The sequence below is a fragment of the Providencia sp. LY12 genome (assembly GCF_057621555.1).
In genome coordinates, this window is record NZ_CM172594.1 from 3,406,915 (window position 1) to 3,432,030 (window position 25,116).

General features: G+C 42.4%; 23 protein-coding genes. 7 read left to right on the forward strand and 16 right to left on the reverse strand.

Translation table 11 applies throughout. From position 1 onward, the window contains the following. Positions 1–71: 71 nt before the first annotated feature. The 5 genes from yhhA (at position 72) to ACY3ZI_RS16290 (ending at position 4,337) form a co-directional block, all read left to right on the forward strand. Positions 72–230 carry a YhhA family cyclophane-containing RiPP gene (gene yhhA / locus ACY3ZI_RS16270; protein ID WP_487375520.1) on the forward strand — a complete coding sequence of 53 codons (159 nt, stop codon included), beginning with the start codon at positions 72–74 and terminating at the stop codon, positions 228–230. Positions 231–318: 88 nt separating this feature from the next. Beyond that, positions 319–1,434, forward strand: coding sequence for a radical SAM protein (locus ACY3ZI_RS16275; RefSeq protein ID WP_487375521.1), 1,116 nt, complete (start codon positions 319–321; stop codon positions 1,432–1,434). A 107-nt stretch (positions 1,435–1,541) separates the two neighbouring features. Then, complete coding sequence (locus ACY3ZI_RS16280) at positions 1,542–2,828, forward strand: GNAT family N-acetyltransferase (RefSeq protein ID WP_487375522.1); 1,287 nt, start codon at positions 1,542–1,544, stop codon at positions 2,826–2,828. Then, positions 2,828–3,391: a DUF483 domain-containing protein gene (locus ACY3ZI_RS16285; RefSeq protein ID WP_487375523.1), complete on the forward strand. Its 564-nt coding sequence runs from the start codon at positions 2,828–2,830 to the stop codon at positions 3,389–3,391. Before ACY3ZI_RS16280 ends, ACY3ZI_RS16285 begins: the two co-directional genes overlap by 1 nt. 16 nt (positions 3,392–3,407) lie before the next feature. Then, the gene (locus ACY3ZI_RS16290) at positions 3,408–4,337 is read left to right on the forward strand and encodes a radical SAM protein (protein WP_487375524.1); all 930 of its coding nucleotides are present in this window, start codon (positions 3,408–3,410) and stop codon (positions 4,335–4,337) included. Positions 4,338–4,653: 316 nt separating this feature from the next. Here ACY3ZI_RS16290 and ACY3ZI_RS16295 read toward each other — a convergent pair whose 3' ends face one another. Beyond that, positions 4,654–5,940: a tyrosine-type recombinase/integrase gene (locus ACY3ZI_RS16295; protein ID WP_487375525.1), complete on the reverse strand. Its 1,287-nt coding sequence runs from the start codon at positions 5,938–5,940 to the stop codon at positions 4,654–4,656. A gap of 230 nt (positions 5,941–6,170) precedes the next feature. On the opposite strand from ACY3ZI_RS16295, the gene mutS reads away from it, so the two are divergent. Continuing rightward, positions 6,171–8,738, forward strand: a complete 2,568-nt coding sequence (mutS, locus tag ACY3ZI_RS16300; RefSeq protein ID WP_487375526.1) for a DNA mismatch repair protein MutS — start codon at positions 6,171–6,173, stop codon at positions 8,736–8,738. A gap of 1 nt (position 8,739) precedes the next feature. Beyond that, positions 8,740–9,504, forward strand: a complete 765-nt coding sequence (gene miaE / locus ACY3ZI_RS16305) for a tRNA isopentenyl-2-thiomethyl-A-37 hydroxylase MiaE (protein ID WP_211887712.1) — start codon at positions 8,740–8,742, stop codon at positions 9,502–9,504. 71 nt (positions 9,505–9,575) lie between these two features. Here miaE and rpoS read toward each other — a convergent pair whose 3' ends face one another. The 15 genes from rpoS to cysJ form a co-directional block, all read right to left on the reverse strand. After that, entirely contained in the window at positions 9,576–10,562 is a 987-nt protein-coding gene (gene rpoS, locus ACY3ZI_RS16310; protein ID WP_108478377.1) for an RNA polymerase sigma factor RpoS, read from the reverse strand. Positions 10,563–10,613: 51 nt separating this feature from the next. Further along, complete coding sequence (gene nlpD, locus ACY3ZI_RS16315; protein WP_108478378.1) at positions 10,614–11,678, reverse strand: murein hydrolase activator NlpD; 1,065 nt, start codon at positions 11,676–11,678, stop codon at positions 10,614–10,616. Positions 11,679–11,893: 215 nt separating this feature from the next. Then, entirely contained in the window at positions 11,894–12,520 is a 627-nt protein-coding gene (locus ACY3ZI_RS16320) for a protein-L-isoaspartate(D-aspartate) O-methyltransferase (RefSeq protein ID WP_036955749.1), read from the reverse strand. Further along, on the reverse strand, positions 12,517–13,278 hold the full coding sequence (gene surE / locus ACY3ZI_RS16325) for a 5'/3'-nucleotidase SurE (RefSeq protein WP_211887711.1): 762 nt from the start codon (positions 13,276–13,278) through the stop codon (positions 12,517–12,519). Before surE ends, ACY3ZI_RS16320 begins: the two co-directional genes overlap by 4 nt. Next, positions 13,256–14,305 (reverse strand): tRNA pseudouridine(13) synthase TruD, encoded by a 1,050-nt coding sequence (truD, locus tag ACY3ZI_RS16330; RefSeq protein ID WP_211887710.1) that lies wholly within the window; start codon positions 14,303–14,305, stop codon positions 13,256–13,258. Before truD ends, surE begins: the two co-directional genes overlap by 23 nt. After that, positions 14,271–14,783 carry a 2-C-methyl-D-erythritol 2,4-cyclodiphosphate synthase gene (gene ispF, locus ACY3ZI_RS16335; RefSeq protein ID WP_108478380.1) on the reverse strand — a complete coding sequence of 171 codons (513 nt, stop codon included), beginning with the start codon at positions 14,781–14,783 and terminating at the stop codon, positions 14,271–14,273. The genes truD and ispF overlap by 35 nt, the downstream gene beginning before the upstream one ends. Positions 14,784–14,792: 9 nt before the next feature. Next, positions 14,793–15,521, reverse strand: coding sequence for a 2-C-methyl-D-erythritol 4-phosphate cytidylyltransferase (gene ispD / locus ACY3ZI_RS16340; protein ID WP_036955761.1), 729 nt, complete (start codon positions 15,519–15,521; stop codon positions 14,793–14,795). Positions 15,522–15,581: 60 nt separating this feature from the next. Then, on the reverse strand, positions 15,582–15,878 hold the full coding sequence (gene ftsB, locus ACY3ZI_RS16345) for a cell division protein FtsB (RefSeq protein WP_036955764.1): 297 nt from the start codon (positions 15,876–15,878) through the stop codon (positions 15,582–15,584). A 159-nt stretch (positions 15,879–16,037) separates the two neighbouring features. Further along, the gene (cysC, locus tag ACY3ZI_RS16350) at positions 16,038–16,661 is read right to left on the reverse strand and encodes an adenylyl-sulfate kinase (RefSeq protein ID WP_487375527.1); all 624 of its coding nucleotides are present in this window, start codon (positions 16,659–16,661) and stop codon (positions 16,038–16,040) included. Between the two features lie 4 nt (positions 16,662–16,665). Next, positions 16,666–18,108 carry a sulfate adenylyltransferase subunit CysN gene (cysN, locus tag ACY3ZI_RS16355; protein WP_487375528.1) on the reverse strand — a complete coding sequence of 481 codons (1,443 nt, stop codon included), beginning with the start codon at positions 18,106–18,108 and terminating at the stop codon, positions 16,666–16,668. A 24-nt stretch (positions 18,109–18,132) separates the two neighbouring features. After that, positions 18,133–19,041, reverse strand: a complete 909-nt coding sequence (gene cysD / locus ACY3ZI_RS16360) for a sulfate adenylyltransferase subunit CysD (protein WP_036955774.1) — start codon at positions 19,039–19,041, stop codon at positions 18,133–18,135. A 14-nt stretch (positions 19,042–19,055) separates the two neighbouring features. Beyond that, positions 19,056–20,468 (reverse strand): siroheme synthase CysG, encoded by a 1,413-nt coding sequence (cysG, locus tag ACY3ZI_RS16365; protein ID WP_036955777.1) that lies wholly within the window; start codon positions 20,466–20,468, stop codon positions 19,056–19,058. Between the two features lie 303 nt (positions 20,469–20,771). Next, positions 20,772–21,506, reverse strand: a complete 735-nt coding sequence (locus ACY3ZI_RS16370; protein ID WP_487375529.1) for a phosphoadenylyl-sulfate reductase — start codon at positions 21,504–21,506, stop codon at positions 20,772–20,774. Then, the gene (gene cysI, locus ACY3ZI_RS16375) at positions 21,503–23,248 is read right to left on the reverse strand and encodes an assimilatory sulfite reductase (NADPH) hemoprotein subunit (RefSeq protein ID WP_487375530.1); all 1,746 of its coding nucleotides are present in this window, start codon (positions 23,246–23,248) and stop codon (positions 21,503–21,505) included. The genes ACY3ZI_RS16370 and cysI overlap by 4 nt, the downstream gene beginning before the upstream one ends. Beyond that, positions 23,248–25,053 (reverse strand): NADPH-dependent assimilatory sulfite reductase flavoprotein subunit, encoded by a 1,806-nt coding sequence (cysJ, locus tag ACY3ZI_RS16380; protein ID WP_487375531.1) that lies wholly within the window; start codon positions 25,051–25,053, stop codon positions 23,248–23,250. Before cysJ ends, cysI begins: the two co-directional genes overlap by 1 nt. Between the last annotated feature and the right edge of the window lie 63 nt (positions 25,054–25,116).

Here is a 25,116-nt window from a genome sequence, read left to right on the forward strand (position 1 = left end):
TCATTTAAATTTGATTTAATTATGAGATAATCCAATAACACTAAAGATAACTTGTTATTTAGGAGTTAAAAATGTTGATTTTAAGTGAAATCAAAGCAGAATACATCACTCAAGTTGCTAAAAAAAATACAAACGAGATCATTTCTCGTTTAGCTCAAAAACTTAAAAACCAATCTGGCAACTTAATGGCTGGTTACAGCCGTATGCACAATCGCCATAATCGTTCGTAATTAATCTTATGTAATTTCATGCTTTATTAATGAGCATCTAAATGATGCTCTTTTTAAGTTATGTTCTTTTTATTTTGGTACTACTAGAATGGTTAATACTTTCTTTGTTCGCATATCATCTAATTGCAATTTAAATTGCGAATATTGTTATGTCTTCAATCATGTTGATAAAACATCTCATTACCTACCAAACCTAATGTCCTTTGATACTATAAATCTTTTAATTAAACGTTTAGAAGAGTATCAAAGTAAATATAACCTTGATGAAATATTAATAGTATTTCATGGTGGAGAACCCCTATTAATGGGGCACAAACGATTTTCTGATATTCTTAAATTAATAAGCTCGAAATTGTCAAGTATTGTTAAACTTGATTTCTCTGTTCAGACTAACGGCACACTGCTAACTAAGCAATATTCGAGATTATTTAAAGAATTTAATGTTGGTGTTTCTGTTAGTATTGACGGGCCTCAAAAATATCATGATATTTATCGGATTGATAAAAAAGGCGTTGGTTCTTGGGAACGGGTTATCAAAGGAATTAAAGAAATAAAGAAATATCCTGATCTTTTTTCGGGGACTATTTCTGTAATTAACCCTAGAGTTCCACCACGAGAGCTATTTAAATTTCTCCAAGAGAGTCAAATTCAAGTAACTGATTTTTTATTGCCTGATGGTAATCATGACTGCACTCCAAAAGATAAATATTTAGATATGGATATTTATACTAACTGGTTAATTAAAGCATTTGATATATGGTTTACTGAGTATCAAAACATCACAGTAAGAATTTTTGAAAATATATTAGAATCACTATCAGGGTTAAATATATCCTCAGATGTATTTGGTGGAGGAGAGTTGTCATACTTAACTATCGAAACTGATGGTAGCTATCACACTTCAGATATACTTAAAACAACTTATGAAGGAGCATCTATGACTAACTTGCATTTATCTACCTCTTCAATTGAAGATGTTATGAACTCTAGTTCATTTATTGAGTATAATTTTCTTTTAGAAGAAAAAAATCTGCCTAATCAATGCCAAGCTTGTGATGAAATTAAGTACTGCAAAGGTGGATGCTTACCTCATAGATATAGCTCAAATAATAGATTTAATAATCCTTCAATTTATTGCAATGAAATGAAATTATTAATCCAACATGCAAGAAATAAACTAATAGAAGCATTGGTAAAAAATTAGTCTAATTGTATAATAAAATGATAAGAATACATAAAAAAAACTTGCCTAGTAATGAGCAAGATATCTACGAAAAATTATATTCATATTTTTTAGATCATGATATCAATATGATTAAATCCGATGGGGACTACTGGTTAATATATTTATCTAAAAAGTCATTTAATCATTGTGATAATATTAAAATAGGGCTAGACTGGCTGAATTTACCTGAATCTAATAGCATAGATTTCTATCTGAAAGGTGATAATTATTTATTTTGTTTAGCAGAGTCATTTATTCCATATGGTTGGAGTTGCCTATATTCAAAATCAAAAATAGATAAAAATGATACTGTATTACTACATTTAGATAGTCACAGAGATTTAATGGATACGCGATTATCCGAGATTCGAGCTGGTATATGGAAAGATTTATTGACAAATAAACAAGTTAAATTTTCCGAACCTAAAAGTATTCTTGCATCTATACAAAGTGGAGCTATAGGTATTGGTAGCATGGTTACACCACTTCTACACGACAATCCACACATTAATATTGCGCATTACAACCCTTCTGTTAGTGAAAATAAATTCTACTATTTAAAGCCAGATTTTTTAATTGACAATTTATTTGATAATAAAGAACTTAAACTATGTAGCCTAATTACTAATTCAGTTAATAAGAAAAAATCAAATTATATCGAATCAAACTCTCTTTATGATGTAATTGAATTTTCTAAAGAGAAAAAAAATATATTGCTACATATAGATATGGATTCATTAAATAATAGATATAATGGTGATTCCGATTGGGAAAATGAAGGTGCATACTATGACAATGAAATTTTCTCTCAAATTTCAGATATAGATAATCTAATTAATTTAATAACCATCCATAACCTAGCTAAAAAAATCAGACATACATCCATTGGTATATCTCCATCATTTTATCCCGTAGAGTTTTGGAAACCTGTTACACAATATTTATTAAAATCATTGATTAAATGTGGTATTGATTTAAGAGAACTTTATAAAAAGTTATACTCAGAAAAATCCCATTATGAAAATACGTTTAATGTCCCTACAAATTTAGATCTAGAAATAACAAGTTGTAATACATTTAAAAAGCAACGATGGAATGTCTATTACAATGGTGTTAAAGCAGGAAAAGTAACTATTTATCATAATGATAATAGGGCAAGTATAGATGTTCAATTAAATAAAGCTCATCAAGGATTAGGAATAGGCAAATACATATTTTACTTAGCTTGTAAGTATTCCCATCATAACATTATTGAAGCTGTTATGAGAAAAAATAATATAGCTTCAATGCATTCAGCACTTAAAGCAGGTTTCTTTGAACTTGAAGTAAAAGAGAAAAAATCACAGCGTCACATGATATGGTTAAGAAAATAATGGAAAATTTTAATTTAGAGGCATTTGCATCATCACCTTCTGACCTTCCTAAATCAGCTTATGTAGACCTTTTATTATTTATTTCGGATATAAAACCTGCTATTAGGATAGGTGTATTAGATGACGTGAGAGCATTTAAACTCTATCTATGGGCAATAGAGTTTAAATATTTTTCAAAAATAGATAATGATGGATTTGTTTTTATCAGCAGGCTAAATAATATAGAACACTTAATTCAAATCGATCAAAGTAACCAAGATCATACTGAAGAATTAGGTGAATTATTAGGTTATCCACGTTGTTGTATAAAAAACATAAGTAAAATAGGAGAAAACAATATTGATTTATATGAAGAAAACATAGTCTATAACTGGAGTTTTGAGAATGACTTTCAACTGATCAACCCTAAACTATATTATCAAGGTTGTTCACTCATATCACATATTCCTTGCTCACCTACTTGTAAAAAGTCTTTGTTTATAGCGCGAAAAACTTTATCGGTTATAAAAAACAATCAATCACACTATAGATTTTCAAATTTCAAGAAATGGCTATCACATTAAGGTAAACAAAGAAATTATGTATAAATTAATTGATTTGAAGGTCGGCTCAACCTGTAACAACAAATGCGTTCATTGCTGTGCTGCAAATGATGTGAGAGATAAAAATCTTTCTTTGAAGAAAATTAAAAATAAACTCAATGAGTTCATTAATTTGTACAAAACTATTGACCTTACTTTAACAGGTGGGGAAATTTCAATGCGGAGAGACTTTATTGAGATCATGCAATATATTGAGCTTCACAAAAAGCTAGGTAATATCCGAGAAGTCCATCTTCAAACTAATGGACGCAAACTTTCAGATACAGATAAACTGGAATCGACAATCGGAGTTGTAGATTATTATTTAATCGCTTTACATGGCCATAATTCAGATATTCATGATAAAATCACAGGTGTCCAAGGGAGCTTTGATGAAACGGTTTCTACATTTAAGCAGTTAGTTAATAAAGTCAATGCAGTTCAAATTGCTGTTCAGACAGTAATCAGTAAACTCAATTATAAATACTTGGTTGACACATACAAATTTGCTCATGAAGAACTCGGTGTTACAGAGTTTAACTTGACTTTCCCACACCCTATGGGAGATGCCTTTGATAAGGCAATAACACCAACATACACTGATGTTAAACCTTATATCAATGCTGCTATGTATTACTTTATAAGTAAAGGTATTAAACCACTTCCAGAAGCACTGCCACTGTGTGTTTTTGATAGCGAGTACCGAAAATACATTTCAAATATAAATGACACCCGTTTTATTGGTGCCGTTGGTTATGATCAAGATGGCAACCTACTTGATTATTTAGAGTTGTCAAAAGAAGCTCATTCTAAGTATGAAAAATGTAAATCTTGTTTAGTAAATGATAAGTGTGAAGGTATTTGGAATGAGTATGTAGAACTATATCCTAATGAGGGCTCACTTCCAAAACCAATTGTTCATGGATAAAAAATGAATGTAAACTCCAATATTTTGAGCTTAACTTTTTACACATGTAATTTATAGATACTACATTACCTATACCATATTTATACTCTAAAGCTCGCTTAAAATCAGCGGGCTTTTCTAATTTTATTCGCATGCCACTCAGAATCTTAACTTTTATTTAGCCTTACAAACCACGTTTATTTTTTATACTTAATAAAGTGCTTTGCCGGAATAAGCTGAATGAAGATTATGACAGTAGCAAAAATCCGCCCATTCCGCTAATTTTTAATGCAAATCAATATCGCCTTTATAAGCAATGTAATTGATAAAACATATTTTAACGTATTAAGAAACACCCCATATGGTCTGCCCATTTCTGCAACCATACCTTACATTCACTCTCATAACGATATAAATCATACGTACCTTCGATACCACTACGTGAATGCCCAAGTATCGCCTCGCCCACTTCATTAGGGCAGCCCAATTTAGCCAACCCAGTACGTACTGTTCGACGCAAATCATGAGGCGACCAATCAGGGATATCTAGCATCTTGCCTTCTTTGCGTAAACGCCACGCACATTCTGTTAGATATTTTTGTTGAATCGGCAACTTGGTTACTTGAGATGGGAAAAGATATTTATCGGAGTTCATGCGCATTGATTTCAAGTAGATGACTGCTTGCTCAGGTAATTGCACGTATCGTTCAATTCCTGTCTTGGTTTCTTTCAAATGAATAGTTCCTTTTTCAAGATCCACATCATCCCAAGCCATTGCGCACACTTCACCAGTTCGGCAGCCCGTCCAAAGCGTCAGACGGAAAACATTTTTCACAACATTGGTGTAAGCTGAACTAGGCAACCATGCTAAAAATTTCTTGAGTTCATTATCATCTAGATAACGAGTGCCTTTATTACTTGTTAGTTTAAACTTAGCTTGCTGCAAACTCGATTTCGCCAATAATGCTGGATTAGCGAAATTATCATCAAAATACTCGAGACCAATTGCAAACTCATAGGCTGCTGACAATTCACGTAATACATTACCCGCTTGAACCTTAGCACCTCGCCCATCAATTTCACGTACAAGTTCAATGACATCTTTTCGGGTCACTTCATGTGCCATTCGTTCACCTAAAACGCGAATAACATCCGCTTCAAGCATACGACGGACTTCTATTTGCCCTTTCTTCTTTCTTGCTCCTGCAATGATTTTACCGTCTTTTCCCTTGCGATCTTCGATACGTTCAACAAGGTAGAGCTCGATAAGCGCCTTTACCGTTAGCTTTGTTTCTTGAGGCTGTAGTTGTTTCTGCTTTTTATGCTGTTTTTCTTCTTTTAGCTCTGTCGCGGGACATCGTCCTAATTGACGTAATTGTTTTAATTCTTGTAGCTTAACTCTCGCTTCACTCAACGATATTTGAGGAAAATTACCAATTTTTATCTGTACAAGTTTATGTGTAACTGGGCTACTATATCGATAAATAAATGTCTTAATACCCGTCGCACCACAAGATACTCGTAAACCTGTGTTTTCGCCTGTATCAGTCCTAACATGACAGTTAGGCTTCATCGCCTCAATGGCTTTTGCTGATAAGGGCTTCGCTGGTGTTTTTTGGCTCATAGGTATCACCTTGTTTAGCGCTGACTATAAGATAATTAAAGATTTTTAGTGAAAAGTGTAGGTTATCAGTTTTGTTATGCCCATTATACCATATCACCACTAACAACCTACACTTTAACCTACACTTATATATGGGATTCTGTGGTATTTTATAAGATATAATGAGATCTTATGAGACAATGAAAAAACATAGAATCAAGTTAATTCAATAAGTTAATATAGACAACCTTATGACTGACAGCCAAAATTTCGAATCCCACACACCAATGATGCAGCAGTACTTAAAACTCAAAGCACAACATCCCGATATTTTGCTGTTTTATCGTATGGGGGATTTTTACGAACTGTTCTTTGATGATGCTAAAAAAGCCTCTCAGTTACTGGATATCTCTCTCACTAAGCGTGGTCAATCTGCCGGTCAACCTATCCCGATGGCGGGCGTTCCTCACCATGCAGCCGAAAACTATTTAGCGCGATTGGTACAGATGGGAGAATCTGTCGCCATTTGTGAGCAAATTGGTGATCCTGCCACCAGCAAAGGTCCTGTTGAGCGCCAAGTAGTGCGCATTGTGACACCGGGTACCATCACCGATGAAGCCTTACTTAATGAACGCCAAGACAACTTACTGGCAGCGGTATGGCAAGAGTCCCAAGGGTATGGCTTTGCGACCTTAGATATCACATCGGGTCGTTTTATCATCAGTGAAATTGATGATGAAGAGTCATTAAAAGCCGAGCTTCAGCGTACCCGTCCAGCTGAATTACTTTATCCTGAAGATTTCGCTAGCATGTCATTGATTGAACTTAATAAAGGCTTACGCCGTCGCCCATTATGGGAATATGAATTAGACACTGCAAAACAGCAATTAAACCTGCAATTTGGTACCAAAGACTTAATCGGATTTGGCGTCGAAAATGCGCATAAAGCCTTACGGGCTGCGGGTTGTTTGCTGCAATATGTGAAAGATACTCAGCGAACTGCACTGCCGCACATTCGTAGCATTATCATGGAAAAACAACAAGATAATGTGATTTTAGATGCCGCAACTCGCCGAAATTTAGAACTAACTCAAAACCTTGCGGGGGGAACCGAAAATACCCTTGCCGCGATTTTGGACAAGTGTGTCACCCCAATGGGGAGCCGTATGCTAAAACGCTGGCTTCATACCCCATTGCGTAACCTCACTGTGTTGAATAACCGCCAGCAAGCCATTGGCGCACTGCAACAATACGGCTTTGAGTTACAGCCGTTCCTTCGCCAAATTGGTGATTTAGAACGCGTGCTCGCTCGCCTCGCATTACGCTCAGCGCGTCCTCGTGACTTAACGCGTATGCGCCATGCATTCCAGCAATATCATGATATTCACCAAATTCTGGCGCAATCCGATTGCGGCTACCTCGGTGCGTTAACGCAACGTATTGGTCAATTCGATGAGCTTCAAAGCTTGCTCGAAAAAGCAATTGTTGATGCCCCTCCGGTTTTAGTTCGTGATGGCGGTGTCATTGCCCCAGGTTACAACGGCGAACTCGATGAATGGCGAGCGCTGGCAGACGGTGCAACAGATTACCTCGACCGTTTAGAAATTCGTGAGCGTGAAAAACTGGGTATCGATACCCTAAAAGTGGGCTATAACGCGGTACACGGTTACTACATTCAAGTAAGTCGTGGACAAAGCCACCTCACGCCAATTCATTATGTTCGTCGCCAAACGCTGAAAAACGCGGAGCGCTACATTATCCCTGAATTGAAAGAGTATGAAGATAAAGTCCTGACATCAAAAGGCAAAGCGCTAGCTATCGAAAAAGCCTTGTATGATGAACTGTTTGATATGCTGCTGCCACATTTAGCCGCGTTACAAACCAGTGCCGAAGCGCTGGCTGAATTGGATGTTCTATCCACCCTCGCGGAGCGTGCAGACACCCTTGGATATACCTGTCCTCAATTAACAGATAAACCTGGCATTCAAATTACTGAAGGTCGTCATCCGGTTGTCGAGCAAGTGCTTAGTGAGCCTTTTATTTCTAACCCGCTATCCCTTTCTCCCCAACGCCGCTTGCTGATCATTACTGGTCCCAATATGGGCGGTAAAAGTACCTATATGCGCCAGACTGCACTGATCACCTTACTGGCCTATATCGGCAGTTTTGTGCCAGCCAGTAAAGCCGTCATTGGGCCAATTGACCGTATTTTCACACGCGTCGGAGCCTCTGATGACCTCGCATCTGGGCGTTCAACCTTTATGGTAGAGATGACCGAAACGGCGAATATTCTGCACAATGCCACTGAACACAGCTTAGTATTGATGGATGAAATTGGTCGCGGTACATCTACCTATGATGGGCTTTCTTTAGCGTGGGCATGTGCTGAAAACTTAGTTAATCGCATCAAAGCAATGACCTTATTTGCAACTCACTATTTTGAATTAACCACCTTACCGGAAAAGCTGGAAGGTGCGGTCAATATTCACCTCGATGCGATTGAACACGGTGATACCATCGCCTTTATGCATAATGTGCAAGACGGCGCGGCAAGCAAGAGTTACGGTTTAGCCGTTGCTTCACTGGCTGGCGTCCCAAAAGAGGTGATCAAACGCGCGAAGCAAAAACTCAAAGAACTGGAAGTTATCTCCAATAATGCCAATGCGAGTCATGTAGATAGCGCTCAGCTGAGCTTCTTAGGGAGTGTGGAAGAGGAACCATCTCCAGTATTAGCCGCTTTAGAGGAAATCGACCCTGACAAGCTAACGCCACGCCAAGCCCTTGATTGGCTATATCGTTTAAAGGAAATGGATAAGTAGCATGGATGAGTACGCTGAATTATTGGCGCCAATTAAGCAATTTTTGCAGTGTGAAACTCCCGATGCGTGGATCCACAAAGCCAGTCAGCCTGAAAATTTACCGACGATTTTGAAGGATCATCTGCTGTGTGAATTAAAAGCGGCGCAAAGTGCCATGTTTTTAATTCGCAAATATGCAGTGGATAAAGAAAGTGCGGCGATTTTATTAGAGTGGTTCAAACCCTATGAAGCCTTTGCATATGATCGCATTGGTGATGTTCACACATTGAAGAATAAGAACCAAATTTCAAAACAGATCCTAGCAAAAAAACAGTCTCCGTATAGCCAAGATTTGATTGATAAAATGGTGTTGTTAATCAAAGAGGAATTGCACCATTTTTACCAAGTGCTAGAAATTATGTATCAGCGAGACATTGCGTATGATGGCATCACCGCAGGGCGTTACGCAAAAGGGTTATTCAACCATTTAGATCCTCATGATCCGAAAACCTTGGTGGATAAGCTTATTATTGGAGCTTACATTGAAGCGCGCTCTTGCGAGCGGTTTGCCAAATTAGCGCCACACTTGGATGAGCAACTTGCCAATTTTTATACCTCATTACTACGTTCAGAAGCGCGCCATTATCAGGATTACCTACAACTTGCCCAGTTGATTAGTAAAACAGATATTACTGAGCGTGTACGTTTTTATGGAGGAGTTGAAGCGCAGTTGATTTCAACGCCAGATGATGATTTTAAATTCCATAGCGGCGTACCGATTGATTAACTCCACCGACTAAAAAGAAAAGCCTCTGTTATCAATGACAACAGAGGCTTCATGTGTTTTAACACGGCAGATTACATATTGAATAACGCTTCCAGCGTTAAATCTTCGCCTTGTAAAATATCTTTTAGACGTCTTAAACCTTCAACCTGAATTTGACGAACTCTTTCACGAGTGAGCCCAATTTCGCGCCCAACCTCTTCCAGAGTTTCCGCTTCATATCCCAACAAACCAAAACGACGCGCTAAGACTTCACGTTGCTTAGGATTGAGTTCATATAACCACTTAACGATATTCTCTTTTAAGTTGTTATCTTGGATAGTGTTTTCAGGCCCTGAATCATTATCATCCGATAATACTTCCAGCAATGACTTCTCAGAATCCCCTGCGATAGGCGTATCAACCGATGTAATGCGCTCATTTAAACGTAGCATTCGGCTGACATCTTCAACAGGTTTATCTAATTGTTCAGCTATCTCTTCAGGACTTGGCTCGTGATCGAGCTTTTGAGCAAGTTCACGGGCTGTACGAAGGTAAATATTGAGTTCTTTGACGATATGAATCGGTAGACGGATTGTTCGGGTTTGATTCATGATGGCACGTTCAATCGTTTGACGGATCCACCAAGTCGCATATGTTGAAAAACGGAAGCCTTTTTCAGGATCAAACTTTTCAACTGCACGAATCAACCCAAGATTTCCTTCTTCGATCAGATCGAGTAAGGCAAGACCTCGGTTGTTATAACGGCGAGATATTTTTACCACTAAGCGAAGGTTGCTTTCTATCATGCGCTGACGCGATGCCACATCCCCCCGAAGGGCTCTGCGGGCATAGAAAACTTCTTCCTCTGCGGTGAGGAGTGGAGAGAATCCAATTTCACTGAGATAAATTTGGGTTGCATCCAAAACACGTTGACTCGCGCTTTGGAGTAACTCCGTGTCTTCATCCAGTTCTGAAACTAGATCCTCTTCTTTGAATTGACTCTCATCAAATGCTTCATCCATCGCATTTTCATCGAGGTCATTATACAACTCGTTAACTTTCAGCGAACTTTGGCTCATCAGTGACTCCGACCCAAGATAATGAGGACGGAATGTGTCACTCCGCCCAGTTTATCGCTGCGGTAAATAACGCAACGGGTTTACTGATTTTCCCTTATAACGAATTTCAAAATGCAAACGAACAGAACTTGTTCCGGTGCTACCCATAGTGGCTATCTTCTGACCTTCAGCAACATCCTGTTGGTCACGCACAAGTAACGTATCGTTATGTGCGTAGGCACTTAAGTAGTCATCGTTATGTTTTATTATTATGAGATTTCCATATCCGCGCAGTGCATTGCCAGCATAGACGACTTTACCAGGAGCAGCTGCAATAACAGATTGACCGCGAGAACCAGCAATATCAACACCTTTGTTTCCACCTTGCGCATCAGAGAAGCCTTCAATCATCTTCCCATCAGCAGGCCAACGCCATTTAATTGACGAATTGTTGGTGCTACTTCCTGTTGTTGCTGTTGCAGTCGTAGTGGTTGGGCTCGCTGTTGTCGTTGAAACCGTTGAGGCTGGTTTCTTGTTATTCGGCAACATCTTACCTGAATTCTGCCCGCTACTATTTTCAGGATACCCATTAGTTGGTTGAATATCAACCGGGCGCTGTTGACTATTTGACGCCGTTTGTGTGATCGAGCTCACATTTGTATTACCAATATTTATCACCTGACCTACATCCAAGCTGTATGGTTCAGAAATATTGTTTTTCGATGCTAACTCACGGAAATCATTACCCGTTATATAGGCGATATAAAACAGAGTATCGCCGCGCTGAACGGTGTAGGTGTTGCCGTTATAACTGCCTTTAGAAATGCGGCCGTAGTCTCGATTATAAACAATACGTCCATCGCTGCTGGTTGAAACAGGTCTAGAGGTATTATTTCCCATCGAACTATTAGACGACAAATTAGGTCTGTCTGAAGGCATCGCCGTACTCATTCCAGTATTGGACGGAGGATTAGGCACCGTTCTTGGTGCAGATTGTTGGCTAGATGAACCTCCATCATTCACACTCGAAATCGGTGCTGCGGGATGATAAGGCGTTGAGCATCCTGCTAATAAAGCACCGCTAAATGAAAAGATAACCGCCCATCGAATTCTGTTTATTGGGCTAACAATTTTCATATTTCTTCTCCCGTGAAGAAAAATCTGACCTGATACTAAAGGGTTAGAATGCAATTAATGCTTATTAAATATTAGTATCTTAAAATATTTCGCTTATTAAAGCAGAAATATAAAATAATGGACAAGTTAAATGTATCAAAAGTATAACAAATTGAGATTATCACTTAACAGTTTGAGTGAAATAACCCATTAATTCCAAATAACTTAAAGGGCTATTAGCTCAAATCACCGGCAACAAGAGGGACAAAACGTACTTTTTCAATCACATTAGTGTGATAGTCATTACCGCGACGGGTAATTAATTTCAGAGCCTGATCTTTGTCACCGACAGGGAGCACTAGGCGCCCTCCATCTTTTAACTGCTTAAGTAACAATGACGGAATTTCGCTAGGTGCGGCAGTGACAATGATCCCATCAAAAGGACCTTTTGATTGCCAGCCTTCCCAGCCATCACCGTGGCGAGTAGAAATATTGTGTAAATCTAACAACTTGAAGCGACGTTTTGCCGTCCACTGCAAGCTTTTGACTCTTTCGACTGAATACACATGCTCACAAAGATGAGCCAAAACCGCCGTCTGATACCCAGATCCCGTGCCAATTTCCAGCACATGGTCCGTCGGTTTAACCGCCAATAAGGCGGTCATTTTTGCAACAATATACGGCTGTGAAATGGTCTGCCCATGACCAATTGGTAATGGGATATTATCGTAGGCTTGATGAGAGAGCGCTTCGTCAACAAACCGTTCGCGAGGAACTAGCGCGAGCGCGTCTAATAGGCGCTCATCGTGAATTCCCTGTTGGCGCAACTGTGCCAGCAGTTCTTTCATGAGCCCAATTTTCATTTTGCCTTCACTCCTGACTTATCTAGCCACTCTTCTAATACTGACTGAGTTTTATAAGACGTTAAATCCACTTGCAATGGCGTTATTGAAACATAGCCATTTTGTACAGCTTCAAAATCCGTGCCCGGACCTGCATCACGAATTTCCCCAACCGGTCCTAACCAATACAGCATATTACCGCGAGGATCTTCCAAATTATAAACTTCAGATGCCGCATGACGGCTGCCACAGCGGGTAACTTTAATCCCTTTTAACTCATCATAAGGAATATCTGGCACATTGATATTCAAGATATTTCCCGCACGTAATGGATTTTTTTGCAGCATAGTGAGGATATCGCACGTTACCTTGGCCGCCGTTTCATAATGCACATCGCCATCCAATGAAACCGCAATAGAAGGCAAACCTAAGTGACGCCCTTCTGTCGCCGCTGCAACGGTACCAGAATAAATCACATCGTCCCCAAGATTTGGACCACAGTTGATTCCAGAGACCACAATATCAGGACGGGGACGCACAACTTTATTCACCCCGATATACACACAATCCGTCGGTGTACCTTCTTGAACAGCAAGGTCACCATTACTTAATGTTTGGATTTTTAATGGTCTATCCAACGTTAGTGCGTTTGACGCCCCACTGCGATTGCGATCGGGCGCAATCACTTGCACATGATAATGTTGGCGTAATGCCGCCGCCAGCGTTTGTATTCCTGGCGCCATTACCCCATCATCGTTACTCAATAATATATTCAGCATCCACACAATCCTGATTAATAATTTCGCGTACAACACTCGTGGCAAAGCTGCCTGAATTCAAGAAGAAGCTCAGCTTCACGGTTGACGAGTCTAGCCACTGCCATTGCAGATTTTGCGGCTTAACCAGTACAGCTCGTCTCGCTGGAGAAACGCGCTCACTTTTCATTAGTGCCATAAATGGCTGATAATCTTGTAAACAGTGAGTCTCGAAAGCGAGGGCATCATCTTGGGTGCCTAAATCGCCATCCCCGGGAAGCGGCGCTGTCACACTTAGCTCAGCAGATTGTAAACGCGCTTGCAGAGAGTCTAACTCTTCTGCCGTCGCCACAAACCAGCTACCACGCCCGGTTAATTGCAGTGCATCCCCCAACATTGCGTGTTGCTGTGTCTGATTTGCAATTCGCGCACTGGCGATATCATTAAACATAGCACTTCGCGCGGCAGAGAGATAAAAACTGCGTTTATTTCGTTCACGTACTGTAATTTCTTGATTTGCCCAGCGGCGAGCTTGAACCAAGTTTTGCCCATCCCGACCAAAACGTTGTTCGCCAAAATAGTTCGGAACACCTAAATCAGCCACTTTTTGTAGGCGTTGTTCTACATCATCGGTGTCCGTAATATCCCGCAATGTGACTTCGAATTGATTTCCTTTTAGGGAACCAATACGTAATTTGCGTTTCTGACGAGTGACCGCTAATACACGGCACCCTTCAAGCTGCCAAGCAGAAAAATCGGGCGTGTCTTTACCCGGCATTTGCAGACAGAACCACTGCTCCGTCACCGCATGCCTATCTTTCAATCCCGCGTAGCTAACTGCTCTGGCGGAGACCTTAGCAAACTTTGCCAGCTGTTCTGCGACATATAAAGTATTACAGCCTGTTTTTTCAACGCGAACCATAACGTGCTCGCCTTCGCCATCAAGCTCAAAACCTAAATCTTCTTTCACCACGAAATCTTCAGGAATACTTTTTAATGTCCCTGAAGAGAGGGGTTTACCATGCAGGTACTGAACATTCATAACTTTCATTACTATTATCTTTGATAAGTAAAACCACAGCGGCGCAAGCAATCCCTTCTTTTCGCCCCACAAAACCCAATTGTTCTGTGGTGGTTGCTTTCACATTGACGTCATCCATGTGGCATTCGAGATCTTCGGCAATATTCACGCGCATTTGTGGGATATGCGGCAACATTTTGGGCGCTTGTGCCATGATAGTGACGTCGATATTGCCAATCAAATAACCTTTTTTACGTACTTGGCAAAAGGCTTCTCTGAGTAATACTCGGCTATCTGCACCTTTATAAGCAGGGTCTGTATCTGGGAATAATTTTCCGATATCCCCAAGTGCCGCAGCACCTAAAATGGCGTCTGTCAGCGCGTGTAAGACCACATCACCATCCGAATGTGCGATAAGACCTTGTTCGTAAGGAATGCGAACGCCGCCAATAACGATAGGGCCTTCACCACCAAACTTATGCACATCAAAACCGTGTCCGATTCTCATTTTTTTTCCTTATGATTTCATTCTTGAAAGATAAAATTCCGCCAGCGCCAAATCCTCTGGTCGCGTCACCTTAAGGTTATCAGCTCGCCCCGATACTAATATCGGTTGATAACCGCAATGCTCAAGTGCGGAAGCCTCATCCGTGATTACTGCATTTTCTTTCAATGCTTTATCTAAACAGTCACGTAGTAATACTAATGGGAAAAACTGCGGTGTTAAGGCATGCCAGAGCGCTTCTCGCTCAACAGTATGGGAAATACTTTGCGTTCCCTCCACGCCTCGTTTCATCGTATCCCGAACCGGAGCCGCCAGTATGCCTCCACAACAATCATTCTGAGTGGCTAACTGAACAATAGTATTTAAATCATCTAAATGCAGACACGGACGCGCCGCATCATGCACCAATACCCAAGCATCATCATACTCAGGTTGCGAAACCAGATAGTTTAATCCTGATAATACTGAATTTGCACGCTCTTTCCCCCCGATAACCGTAACAACGCGAGGGTCTTTGGCAATATCGAGGTGATGGAAATAATCATCTTCAGCGCTTAATGCAACCACGATTTTTTGTACGTCTCCACTGCGCAATAAGGCATCAATGGTGTGTTCAATAATGGTTTTCCCTGCGATCGACAAATATTGCTTTGGGCAATCTGCATTCATACGACTGCCCACTCCGGCAGCGGGGATCAACGCAACAATCGGTGCTGCGCTGGATGTTCTTGGATTTATCATGATTCGAATCTTACATCAGAAATTATCAGGCTCTTGGGTGTGGTCGACCCTACACGATGATTATTGAGATGACGGTGGATTATTACGCTCTTTGACCATTCGATAGAATGATTCCCCAGGTTTTAGCATACCTAACTCGCTACGTGCGCGTTCTTCAATTGCATCCTGACCATCATTCAAGTCATTGATTTCTGCAAATAGCTGCTCATTACGCTGTTTTAAACGCGTATTCACAATTTCCTGCGCAGCAACATCATCCTTGACTTTGACATAGTCATGGATGCCATTTTTGCCTAACCATAAGGAATATTGTAACCAAGCTAATATCGCAATTAATAGTAGCGTTAATTTACCCATCTTGCCCCCTGAAATGATTTGCTAATCATCCCATAACTAAGCGCATGACGCTACTGCGATGCAAATATTGTCTAAAAAAGTCAGAATTGTTCGCGCTAGAAGAGATTAAATATCACCCAATTCCCTATAAATGTAGAAAAGGATGATATTTATGTAAAATCAATTTGCTATAGAAATGATATTTCGCTGTTGCAGCAGTTGAATCACCTGCGCTAAAGAGTCATGAATAGGACGCAGGCCATCAAGGTGCAGTTCTGGATTTTGTGGTGGTTGATAAGGCGAATCAATCCCCGTGAAATGAGATATTTTCCCTGCTCGTGCTTGCTGATATAACCCTTTGGGATCTCGCTTTTCACAAACTTCAATGGGCGTATCCACATACAACTCATAGAACTGATCAGGTTCAAACAATTCGCGAACTCGCTGTCTATCTTCTTGATAGGGAGAAATAAACGCCGTAGCCACAATCAGCCCCGCATCCACCATTAACTTTGCAACTTCGCCAATTCGTCGAATATTTTCCTGCCGATCCCCATCACTAAACCCAAGGTCACGACATAATCCATGGCGAACATTATCTCCATCTAGAAGATAGGTTTTGATCCCCAAATTCGCCAATTGTGTCTCTATCGCCCCCGCCAGCGTGGACTTTCCTGATCCCGATAAGCCCGTCAACCACAGCACTGCGCCTTTGTGACCATTGTGCTGCTCTCGCCATTGCCGAGTCACATTATGGGAATGCCAAACAATATTCTCCGACCGACCATTTTCCAATGTATCCATAACGTTACTTCCCACCTAACACATCGCGGGCACCCCAATGAGGGAAGTGGCGGCGGATCAGTTGGTTAAGCTCAATTTCGAATTGGCTAAATTCACCACGGTGTACCGTTTCTTCTGGCTGCGCTTCTCGAACTAGCCCTGCCCCCACCGTCACGTTTGTTAGCCTATCAATCAAAATCATCCCACCGGTATCCCCATTATTTTGGTAATTTTCCAGTAGTAACGGTTCATCGAATGAAAACTCCACCAAACCTATGCCGTTCAATGGCAGTTCAGTGGCCACTTTCTGAGTTAAGTTATTCACATCCACTTGATACTGAATGTTTTCAACTTTGCCTCGGCTTCGCTTGCCTGCCACTTTAATATCCACTTGTTGACCTTGCACCAGCGGCTGTTCTGACATCCACACCACATCCACTAATGCATGCTGACTCGCAAGCAGCTCCTCATTTTCAGCGACAATTAAATCGCCGCGACTGATATCAATCTCATCGTTTAGTACTATCGTAATCGCCTCACCCGCAATGGCTGAAGTCGGGTTACCGGAAAATGTCACAATCTCTTTGATGGTTGAAACGCTTCCTGAAGGCAGCACTTTTACTCGTTGCCCTACCTGTACAACCCCCGATGACACGGTGCCACTGTAGCCACGAAAATCTAAGTTTGGACGATTCACATATTGCACAGGAAAACGCAATGGCTGGTCAGCGGCCGTCTGAGTGACTTGCACCGTTTCCAGTAACGACAATAACGTTTCCCCTTGATACCATTGCAAATTCTCGCTTGGCGATACGATGTTGTCCCCATCCAGTGCAGAGATTGGCACAAACCAGACGTTTAAATCTACCGGAAGTTGCTGCGCAAATTGCTGGTAATCTTGCTGAATTTTATCAAACACGGACTGACTATAATCCACCAGATCCATCTTATTCACCGCGACGATCAAATGACGGATCCCCAAGAGCGTACTAATAAAACTGTGGCGTCGCGTTTGCTCTTGAATGCCTTTTCGAGCATCGATCAACAGAATAGAGAGTGAGCACGTTGATGCACCTGTCGCCATATTGCGGGTATATTGTTCATGTCCCGGGGTATCCGCGATGATAAACTTGCGTTTTTCCGTCGAAAAATAGCGATATGCCACATCGATGGTGATCCCCTGCTCGCGTTCAGCCGCTAATCCATCCACCAGCAATGCCAGATCCAATTTCTCGCCTTGAGTCCCTATCCGCTTACTGTCGCTTTGTAAAACTGACAATTGATCTTGGTAGATTTGTTGAGTGTCATGCAGCAAGCGTCCAATCAAGGTACTTTTCCCATCATCCACATTGCCACAGGTAAGAAATCGCAATAATCCCTTATGTTGCTGAGCCAGCAAGTAAGCTTCTACGCCACCTTGCTGTTGAATTTGATGCGCCATTGCGTCGTTATACGCTAATTCAGCCATGATGTTGCTCTCCTCACCGATTAATTAAAAATAGCCTTGGCGCTTTTTCAGCTCCATAGAGGCGGATTGGTCACTATCAATCAAACGCCCTTGGCGTTCACTGGTGGTGGATAGCAACATCTCTTCGATAATTTCAGGTAGTGTGCTGGCATTCGACGGCACGGCTCCCGTCAATGGCCAGCAGCCTAATGTCCGAAAACGGACTTTTTTCTTGGCGATGACCTCTCCCGCTTTTAGCTCTATGCGCCCATCATCCACCATGATTAAGGTGCCATCGCGCTCAATCACAGGACGTTCATCCGCAAAATAGAGTGGGACAATATCGATGTTTTCCAAGTAGATATATTGCCAAATATCCAGTTCAGTCCAATTAGATAACGGGAAAACGCGGATACTTTCCCCTTTATTAATTTGTCCGTTGTAATTGTGCCAAAGTTCCGGTCGTTGGTTCTTTGGATCCCAGCGATGCGAGCGGTCACGGAATGAATAAATTCGTTCTTTTGCGCGTGATTTTTCTTCATCACGCCTAGCCCCACCGAACGCAGCATCAAAACCATATTTATCTAACGCCTGCTTTAAGCCCTCAGTTTTCATGATGTCGGTATGTTTCGCGCTACCATGAACAAACGGGTTGATACCAAGACGCTCCCCCTCAGGATTTCGGTGAATCAATAATTCAAAACCGTATTTTTTCGCCGTCTCATCACGGAACTGGTACATTTCACGAAATTTCCATCCGGTATCCACATGCAGCAAAGGGAAAGGGATAGTCCCAGGGTAAAATGCTTTTCGAGCCAAATGCAGCATCACGGATGAGTCTTTACCAATGGAATAGAGCATCACAGGGTTAGCAAATTCCGCCGCCACTTCACGAATAATATGAATACTTTCCGCTTCTAATTGCTGTAAGTGGGTTAATTTTTTTTCGTTCACGATTTACTCCTCGATTAAGCCAATTCCAGCACGGCTGAGCGCCATTGAATGGTTTCGGGTTGCTGACCAAACCACGCCAGCTGTTGATGTAATGCCGCCACTTCACCAATGACGATTAATGCAGGGGCTGGCGCTTGCTGAGCCAATGACTCCAATTCATGCAAAGCCCCCACAATCACTTTTTGATTTTGCCGAGTCCCACAGCCAATCACCGCAACGGGGGTATCTCGATGACGGCCATATTGAATAAGCTGCTGGCGAATATTGGCGGCTGTCACAGTACCCATGTAGATAGCCAGTGTTTGGTGGCCGCGTGCTAATGCTTGCCAGTCCAACTCTGCTCCTTCTTGTCGGCAATGTCCGGTAATAAACGTGATACTCTGCGCGTGTTCTCTGTGGGTCAGTGGGATCCCCGCATAAGCCGCCGCACCAATAGCGGCGGTGATACCGGGTACAACTTGAAAAGGAATGTTGGCTTCGGCAGCAACTTGCAACTCTTCACCACCACGACCAAAAATAAACGGATCCCCACCTTTTAAACGCACTACCTTTTTGCCTTGCTGGGCATAGTTGACGATCAATTGATTAGTTTCCTCTTGGGAAACGCTATGATTTCCTGCTCGCTTACCCACACAGACTTTGTCTGCATCACGGCGAACAAGATCAAGGATTTCCGTGCTCACCAGATGGTCATACAGCACCACATCCGCATTTTGCAGAACTCTCAAGCCTTTAAGTGTTAGTAGCCCCGCATCACCCGGTCCAGCCCCCACTAAGGTTAACTCCCCTTGGTTATCCGGCTTCGCTAGCTGTTGCTCCAGCTGCTTTTCTGCATCATCCAGTTGCCCGCTTTCCACCAAAGAGGCAAAGCGCCCGCTAAAACTCAATTCCCAAAAACGTTTACGCTCACTGAGCTTGGTCAAATTCTGCTTTACGCGCTCACGCCAGCGCCCTGCAATCTCCGCCATTTTACCCAACGATGTTGGCAGCAAGGTTTCCAGTTTTTCCCGTAATAATTTTGCTAACACAGGCGCGGTGCCACCCGATGAAATCGCCACCATAATGGGAGAACGGTCGATAATCGAGGGAACAATAAAGGAACAGAGGGGCTGGTCATCCACCACATTGACAAAAATATGTCTCTGCTGTGCATCATGAAAAACTTTCTCATTGAGCGCTTGGTCATCCGTGGCAGCAATCACCAAGTAAGCATCATCAAGGTGATAAGCTTGATAAGGTTGCTGTACCCAGTGCAATTGTTTTTGTTGATAAGCCAACTGCAAGCTTTCGCAAAGTTCAGGGGAAATCACCACCAGCGAGGCATGGGCTTTCAATAATAATTCGGCTTTACGTGCGGCGACCACACCGCCGCCAATCAAGACAACTTGTCTTTCTCGCACACTCACAAATAAGGGTAGGTAATCCATAAATCGCTTCCATCCAACATTTTAATTATAAGAGCAATGAAATTGACTATATGGCGTGAATTGGTCACTTTGAAATGACAAAAAAGCATGAATAGGAACAGAAAGGCATAAGCTAAATAAAGTGGGGAAAACCCAGTAAATTAAGCCTATCTTCCGCGATTTGACATAAATAAAAAATAAAGGGACACCCTTATTTTAGATAAAGGCATCCCTTTGTTATTAAACAAATAAATTAGTTTTTTACTTATTAGTAATACAAGTAATTAATTATTTAAACCAAGTCTTTAATTTTCTGAAAAAGCATTAATTTTCATGTAGCCCGCATTCACGCTTTAAACCAAAGAAACGAGTTTGCTCTTCACTCATACCGGGTTCCCATGGACGACTGGTATGAGTATCTCCCACTGATAAATACCCTTTTTCCCATAATGGATGGTAGGGTAAATTATGTTTGGTCAGATACTGATAAACCTCTTTATTATTCCAATCAATCACTGGCAGAATTTTAAAAATCCCGCGCCCAATACTCAGCACGGGTAACGCCGCTCGGCTCGCCGATTGTTCTCGTCTTAATCCTGAAAACCAGCTTTGCGCCTCCAATTCATGCAGCGCCCGCGTCATAGGCTCCACTTTGTTTAATTGGTTATAACGCTCAATTCCTTCAATCCCTTGAGTCCACAATTGCCCATGAATGGCTTCTTGCCAAGCTGGGCTGGTTTCCGCTCGATACACTTTCAAGTTTAAGTTTAACCGTTCCGTTAACTGCTCAATAAACTGGTAGGTTTCAGGAAATAGATAACCCGTATCCGTTAAAATCACAGGAATATTGGGGACCACTTGCGTGACTAAGTGCAGCGCCAAAGCACCTTGGATGCCAAAGCTTGATGACAACACGAATTCAGCAGGAAGATGTTCAACCGCCCATTCAACGCGAGCTAGTGCGGTCATCTCTTCAAGTTTCGCGTTGAACTCTGCTAAATAAGCGACTTGATCCTGTTTATCTAACGACTGAACTTGTGCTAATTGAAGTCGGCTCATACCGCCTCCTTGACCTCGTAAAAATCGATAGCTGAGTTGAGTACCGGCTTCACGACGTTAGCGCGGATCAGGTAGTCACCAAAACCTTCATTCGATTGACGCTCTTTTGCCCAGCGACCAATCAGCTCATCCATGATGGCTAAAATTTCTGCGCTACTGATATTTTCCTTATACATCCGAGGAATACGCGTACCAATACGGTTTCCACCTAGATGCAAGTTATAACGGTCGAGGGCTTTACCCACCAATCCCACTTCCGCCAGCATCGCGCGACCACAACCATTTGGGCAGCCCGTAACCCGTAAAACAATATGATCATCCGCCACATGATGCGCCGCCATGATGTTTTCAACTTGCGTGACGAACTCCGGCAAAAAGCGCTCCGCTTCTGCCATCGCTAGCGGACAGGTTGGGAAAGAGACACACGCCATCGAGTTTTCACGCTGACGCGTCACTTCATTGCTCATCAAACCGTGCTCAATAGCAATTTTCTCTATTGCCGCTTTGTCTTCTTCCTCAATCCCCGCCACAATTAAGTTCTGATTGGCTGTCAGGCGAAAGTCCCCTTTATGGATTTTAGCGATCTCGGCGACGCCGGTTTTTAACGGTTTATCCCCTAAGTCGATTAAGCGCCCATTCTCCACAAATAAGGTTAAATGCCAGCGGTTATCAATGCCTTTTAACCAACCAATTTGGTCGCCACGCTCCGTAAATTGGTAAGGACGAATAGCGTCAAACTGCACGCCAGCTCGTTTTTCCACTTCCGCTTTAAACACCTCAATCCCAACTCGCTCAAGGGTGTATTTGGTTTTGGCATTTTTACGATCAGTCCGGTTTCCCCAATCACGCTGCGTAGTGACAATCGCTTCAGCAATTGCCAAGGTTTTATCTAAGGGAATAAAACCAAATTCACTGGCAAGACGTGGGAACGTGTTGGTATCGCCGTGGGTCATCGCCAAACCGCCGCCCACCAGCACGTTAAAACCAACCAATTGCCCATTTTCAGCAATCGCCACAAAGTTCATATCATTGGCATGGAGATCCACATCATTCAATGGCGGGATCACCACGGTAGTTTTAAATTTCCGAGGAAGATAGGTTTGCCCTAAAATCGGCTCTTCATCGGTGGTCACAATCTTTTCTTTATCCAACCAAATCTCAGCATACGCACTGGTGCGAGGTAGCAAATGCTCAGAGATTTTTTTCGCCCATTCATAGGCTTGCTGATGCAGTTCAGACTGCACAGGGTTAGACGTACACAGTACGTTACGGTTTACGTCATTGGCGGTAGCTAACGCATCCAGCCCAACATGGCTGAGCATTTGGTGCGCCGGCTTCACATCCCCTTTGAGAATACCGTGAAACTGGAATGTTTGGCGGTTGGTAATACGAATGCTGCCGTACAGCGTGTGCTCAGAGGCAAATCTATCAATATCGAGCCACTGTTTCGGGGTAATGATGCCTCCCGGTAAGCGACAACGCAGCATCATGGCATGACGCGGTTCTAGCTTCTGCTCTGCTCGCTCTGCGCGAATATCTCTGTCATCTTGTTGATACATTCCGTGAAAACGGATCAGCAAGAAGTTATCTCCGTCAAAACCGCCTGTTAAGCCGTTTTTGAGATCGTCTTTGATAGTGCCTCGTAAATAGTTACTTTGCTGCTTCATCCGCTCGCTGTCAGCGAGCTTTCCTTCAACCACTAAGGCCGGCTGAGGTGCAGCTTTTTGATGTTCATTGCTCATTAATAAACGTCCCTCTGATAACGGCGCATCACACGCAGCTCACTTAAAAAGTCATCCGCTTGCTCTTCATCCATGTGCCCGTGCTCGCTGATGACATCCAATAATGCTTGTTCCACATCTTTCGCCATGCGATTTGCATCCCCACACACATAAATATGTGCGCCTTGCTGGATCCAGTCCCACACTTCGCTACCTTGTTCGCGCAATTTGTCTTGCACATACACTTTTTCAGCCTGATCCCGCGACCACGCTAATGAAATATGGGTCAGCAAACCGTCTTTGACATAACGCTGCCATTCGACTTGATATAAGAAATCGTCAACAAAATGCGGATTACCGAAAAACAGCCAGTTTTTACCTTCGCTACCGTCGTTATCACGTTGTTGTAAGAAAGCGCGGAATGGGGCAATCCCCGTTCCCGGACCAATCATTATCACGGGAGTATTTGAGTCTGCGGGTAGCCGGAAATTATCGTTATGTTCAATAAACACCCGCAGTTCATCACCTTCATTGAGACGATCCGCTAAGAAGCCAGAAGCACCACCTGTTCTTGGACGTCCATCAATCTCATAGCGCACAACACCAACGGTGGCATGAACTTCATCAGTCGCTTCTGCCTGTGAAGATGAAATGGAATACAAGCGTGGCGTTAATGGACGCAGTAAATCCACAAACTCTTGTGCACTTGGTTGAGCCGCCGCTTGGCGTACCATATCGACGATCGGCGTGGTTTGCGCATACTGCATAATGGCTGGCTTATCGCTGATCAAGCCTAATAAGCTATCGTCTTTGGATAACTGAGCGTATTTTTCGACGATCAAATGGGTATTTTGGGTCAGTTCCAGTTGGTAAGTTAACGCATCACGCAGCGAATGGCGCTGTTGACCAATAAATACGTTTTCATCCCCTTGTAGCCATAACAGGCTAATCAGATCATCCACTAACGCAGGGTCATTATCAAACCACACGCCTAGTGCATCTCCCGGCTGATAGCGTAAACCAGAATTCCCCAAATCAATCTCAATATGGCGCACATCTTTGTCCGATCCGCGCCCCGTGATCTTTTGGTTACTCAACAGCGAGGCGGTTAATGGCGCCGTTTTGGTGTATGGGGAAGAATCGAGCTGATTCACACTGCCAGATTGAGTATTGATGAGCTGGCTATCTGACTGAGCAGGTACTCGTGCTTTTAAAATCTGCGTCAAAGAGCTTACCCACTCGTCTGCCAATGCCTGATATTCAACATCCGCATCGACCCGAGGAAGCAACGCACTCGCCCCGAGTTTCTCAAACTGGCTATCGAAATCTTTTCCTGCTTGGCAAAAATGCTCATAAGAAGAATCGCCAAGCGCAAAAACCGCATAATGGGCGGATGAAAGATCGGGGGCTTTCTTCGAATTCAAATATTTATGTAATGCAACGGCCTCTTCAGCTGGCTCCCCTTCACCTTGGGTGGATGCCACAACGATCACCACTTTCTCTTGGTTGATCTGCTTAAACTTGTAATCACCAGCATTGACTAAATTGGCACTGATTTTCTCACTCAGTAGCTTTTCTCGAAGCTGCTCAGCTAAACGACGGGCATTACCCGTTTGGGAGGCTGAAATAATGGTCACGGTTTCTTGAGGCGCATTGCTTGCAGGAACAGATTCACTTTGCGCACTGTTTTGATTCACCATTCCCCACAAATAGCCAGATAGCCAAGCCAGTTGATGGGATGAATAATCCCCCACTGCGGTTTGTAAGCGCCCTAATTGCTCCGTCGAAATCGGTAATGCTGATAATGGAGGTTGCTTGTTTTGCATTATTTTGTCACTCCAACGTGATCCATCATTGAATAGTCAATAAAACGTTATATATGCCATTCT